Source organism: Haemophilus sp. HMSC066A11 (assembly GCF_001811665.1).
In the GTDB taxonomy this organism is placed as follows: domain Bacteria; phylum Pseudomonadota; class Gammaproteobacteria; order Enterobacterales; family Pasteurellaceae; genus Haemophilus; species Haemophilus influenzae.
Map to the genome: position 1 here is coordinate 32006 of NZ_KV805870.1, position 4529 is coordinate 36534.

General features: G+C 37.6%; 3 protein-coding genes and 1 pseudogene. 2 read left to right on the forward strand and 2 right to left on the reverse strand.

Features of this window, described 5'->3' with window-relative positions; all coding sequences use genetic code 11:
- Positions 1 to 165: 165 nt before the first annotated feature.
- Positions 166 to 610, forward strand: a pseudogene (locus tag HMPREF2813_RS10015) (Hpt domain-containing protein); the annotation flags it as partial.
- Positions 611 to 789: 179 nt separating this feature from the next.
- Positions 790 to 2484 carry a D-lactate dehydrogenase gene (gene dld, locus HMPREF2813_RS05865; RefSeq protein WP_005687360.1) on the forward strand — a complete coding sequence of 565 codons (1695 nt, stop codon included), beginning with the start codon at positions 790 to 792 and terminating at the stop codon, positions 2482 to 2484.
- A 548-nt stretch (positions 2485 to 3032) separates the two neighbouring features.
- Here dld and pdxT read toward each other — a convergent pair.
- Both pdxT and pdxS read right to left on the reverse strand, forming a co-directional pair.
- A complete protein-coding gene (gene pdxT / locus HMPREF2813_RS05870; RefSeq protein WP_005687358.1) occupies positions 3033 to 3611 on the reverse strand; it encodes a pyridoxal 5'-phosphate synthase glutaminase subunit PdxT in 579 nt (192 codons plus the stop codon).
- Positions 3612 to 4487, reverse strand: coding sequence for a pyridoxal 5'-phosphate synthase lyase subunit PdxS (gene pdxS / locus HMPREF2813_RS05875; protein WP_005654219.1), 876 nt, complete (start codon positions 4485 to 4487; stop codon positions 3612 to 3614).
- Between the last annotated feature and the right edge of the window lie 42 nt (positions 4488 to 4529).

Sequence of the window (4529 nt, forward strand, 5' to 3'; positions counted from 1 at the left end):
ACCTTGGTCGGAATGTAAAATCGGTTTTGCTTCATCAAGCCTTGCTACGGCTTGTTTCATCATTTGGTTAATTTACTCAAAGTTCGGACTTAGTACTAAATTATAAGCCATAATTTCATTGTTAAATAAACCCCAAATTTATGTAAAAAGATTTGTGAAATTATAGAAATCGCCCAACATTTGCGAGAAAACTATTAGAATGGTATTTATGATTTTTTACCGTCAATGTTATGTAAAGCGAGCAGGAACATTAAGAAATTGGAATGGATGGCATATTACGTAAACTCATTTCAATTAAGGATTTACACCATTGCCTGCAGAAATTTTTTGTGGATGAAAGAGAATCTATTATAGAAATGAATGATAATAAGCTTTCAGAACAGTTTGATTTAGCATTGATTGAAACGCATGGTAAATCCAAAATTTTAAAAAATTTATCTTTATTCAAACAACCATGCCTAATTATCTTACTCAATTATCAAAAGATAATATGAAAGAAACAGAAAATACTGTTCATAAAATTAAAAGAGTAGCAGCATAGGTAGGGTTAAATCATTTATGTAAATTAGCGGATACTTTAGAAAGTGCGGCTAAAAATTCTGATGTTTTTTTATTGTGCTTAAAATTCACTTCAAAAACTACCTCATCCCAATTTACCCTCAAAGAGAGAATTTTCTTTATATGCAGAGCAATTCCAAAAAAACACCGATTAAAGCCTAAAACATCCTTATCCAAATGGGAATTATTCTGTTATAGTACTATTAATTCTTATTACAAGAGGATAATAAAATGTCTGTTCAACAACTCATTTCACGACTGACCGATATTGTTGGCTCTCGTTATATTATTACTGATCCAACTAAAACAGAAGCTTATCGAAGTGGTTATCGATTTGGAACAGGAAACGCCCTAGCTGTTGTTCGCCCTGCCACTCTACTTGAGTTTTGGAACATTGTAAAAGTTTGCGTTGAACATGATATTATTGTTATAAACCAAGCGGCGAATACAGGTTTAACTGGTGGCTCTACACCAGATGGCAATGATTATGATCGCGATATTGTCGTCATCAATACAATGCGAATTGACGGAATCCAACTCATCAATAACGCTTCCCAAGTTATTTGCTTACCAGGCTCTACACTCAATGAATTAGAAAATCAACTTAAACCGTTTGGTCGTGAACCCCACTCTGTTATTGGCTCATCTTGCATTGGCGCATCAGTTATTGGTGGGATTTGTAACAACTCAGGTGGAGCATTAGTTCAACGTGGACCAGCCTATACAGAAATGGCACTTTACGCTCAACTTAATGAAAAAGGTGAATTAGAACTAAAAAATCATTTAGGCATTGATTTAGGAGAAACTCCTGAAGAAATTTTAACTAATCTACAAGAAAAATGTTATCAGGTTAAAGATATTCGACAAGATTGCGGACATGGTCACGACCATTACTACTGCAACTATGTTCGTCAAGTTGATGAAGGCTCCCCTGCTCGTTTTAATGCCGACCCAGCTCGCCACTATGAAGCCTCAGGCTGTGCAGGAAAACTTGCTGTCTTTGCGGTTCGTTTAGACACCTTTCCGCTTGAAAAAGAGACGGCTGTTTTCTATATCGGCACCAATCAAACTTCTGTGTTGAGCGATATTCGTCGCCACATGTTAGTAAACTTCGAAGTGCTACCCATTTCAGGTGAATATATCCATCGTGATGCATTTGACATCGCAGCAAAATATGGCAAAGATACCTTTTGGGTCATTAAAAAGTTTGGTACACATTGGCTACCAAAACTCTTTTCCTTAAAATCAAACGTGGATCGCATCGGCAAAAAATTCTTCTTTTTACCACAACATTTAAGCGATAAATTTATGCAAACTGTGTCTAAATTCATCCCAGAACATCTTCCACAAAGCTTATGGGATTATCGCAACAAATACGAGCATCACTTAATTATCAAAATGGGTGGAAAAGGCATTCAAGAAGCCCGTGAATATTTGGAATCCTACATTGCAGATGGCTCAAAAGGTGGCTATTTTGAATGTAATGCAATCGAAACCCAAGCAGCAATGCTTCATCGTTTCGCTGTTGCAAGTGCTGCAATTCGTTATCGTGCAATTCACGAAAAAGAAGTAGAAGAAATAGTTGCTTTAGATGTTGCATTACGTCGCAATGATCAAGATTGGTTTGAAGTGTTACCGCCAGAAATTGATAACAGAATTATCTCTAAACTTTACTACGGACATTTTATGTGCCATGTCTTTCACCAAGATTACATTGTAAAAAAAGGTTATGATTATGAAGAACTAGAATACGAAATGTTGAAATTACTTGACAAGCGTGGTGCGCAATACCCAGCCGAACACAATGTAGGGCATTTATACGAGGCTAAACCAACCTTGAGAAAATTCTATAAAGAGTTGGATCCAACCAATAGCTTTAATCCAGGTATTGGTAAAACGACGAGGAAAAAATACTGGGCGGAATAAACCTCTAAAATGCAAACAAGATGTCAAATGTGACCGCTTGTTTATTATTTCCTCTTCTTAGATAGAGCCAACTCATCAAAATAAGGTCAGCAAATTATCTGATGTTTACCGCAAAATTATTTGACTTATTCCAGTCTACACTTGTACAGTAATTGTTGGTTACTAAATGTGACATTGTAAAGTGATTGATTTGTCGTGGATTGGCAATGAGCACGAAAAAGGCTGCTTGATATAATATTTTGGCAATCGTAAGATCCAAGCCGTCGGTGCTTTCATAGATGATTCAGTCCGCATTGAAACCTTGTAAATACTCAATGGTGTGTAATGTCTTTAGGATTGTTGATTTTGGTTCGTTTTGGGGAAAGCCCAATTACGAAGTGGCGTTTGCTCTCGTCAATACAACAAGAAATTTTGTTTTTGTTCATCCTTATCCTACCTTGCATTCGGTTTTAAGTCTAGTAACTGTTCGGTTTTTTGATGAAAATTATCTGCTCTCATTGCTACAATATGGTTTGTTTCCTAGGGAGGGCAGATATGCAGATAATGGTTTATGCTACTTTACATATATCGATAAAGTACTTATGCAAACTCAAGTTATTTGTTAATTCAGGATGAAATGATGTTACCAGCATATTCTTTTCTTGGGCTGCAACGATTTTATTATTTACCGTTGCAAGAATATTGACTTTTTTACCAACACTACTGATAATAGGTCCTCTGATAAAAGTCATAGGAATTTTACCAACCCCCTTGCAATCTGCTTCTGTATAGAAACTTCCCAATTGGCGTCCATAGGCATTCCTCTCAACCACAATGTCCATTGTTCCAAAATGACTCTCTTTCTGAGAAGTAATCTCTTTAGCCAACAGAATCAAACCAGCACAAGTTCCAAAGACAGGAAAGCCAGAAGAGATAGCTTGTTTTATCGGTTCCAGCATATACAGCTCTCTTAAAAGTTTTCCTATGGCGGTTGACTCACCGCCAGGTAGGATCAAACCTGATAAATCACTGTAATGTTGTTGAAAATTTTTTAAATTTCTCAGTTCGACACTTTCAATTCCTAATTTTTCTAGCATTCGTGCATGTTCCGCAAAGGCACCTTGTAGAGCTAATATTCCGATTTTCATTTATTTTCCTCGCTCAGCCATGAGAATTTGGATTTCATTTTCATTGATACCAACCATGGCTTCACCTAAATCTTCGGAGATTTGTGCTAGGATTTGTGGATTTCGATAGTTAGTTACAGCTTTGACAATAGCGCTCGCACGTTTTATAGGATCTCCTGATTTAAAAATACCTGAACCAACAAAGACACCCTCTGCGCCAAGTTGCATCATCAAGGCCGCATCTGCTGGAGTTGCAATTCCTCCAGCTGCGAAGTTGACAACTGGCAATTTCCCATGCTTATGGACGTATTGAACCAATTCTACAGGAACTTGTAAATCTTTGGCCGCAACATAGAGCTCGTCCTCACGTAAATTTTGAATGCGACGAATTTCTTGACTCATCATGCGCATATGGCGAACAGCTTGGACGATATCTCCTGTTCCTGGTTCTCCTTTTGTACGAATCATTGAAGCCCCTTCAGCGATACGACGCAAGGCCTCGCCCAAATCCTTGGCACCACATACAAAAGGTACTTGGAATTCTTTCTTGTCCACATGGAAACGGTTGTCAGCTGGAGAAAGCACTTCACTCTCATCGATATAGTCAATTTCAATAGCTTCCAAAATCTGAGCCTCAACGAAATGTCCAATTCTAACTTTTGCCATAACTGGAATGCTAACTGCTCCTTGGATTTCCTTGATCATCTTAGGATCGCTCATTCGAGAGACACCTCCAACAGCACGAATATCTGCAGGAATTCGTTCCAAAGCCATCACTGCAGCTGCACCAGCAGCTTCTGCAATGCGAGCTTGTTCAGGGTTTTGAACATCCATGATAACACCACCTTTGAGCATCTGTGCTAAGTTTTTATTTAGTTCATAACGATTTTCAGCCATTTCTTTGTCCTCATTATTTGATTATTTGATTATTTGATTATT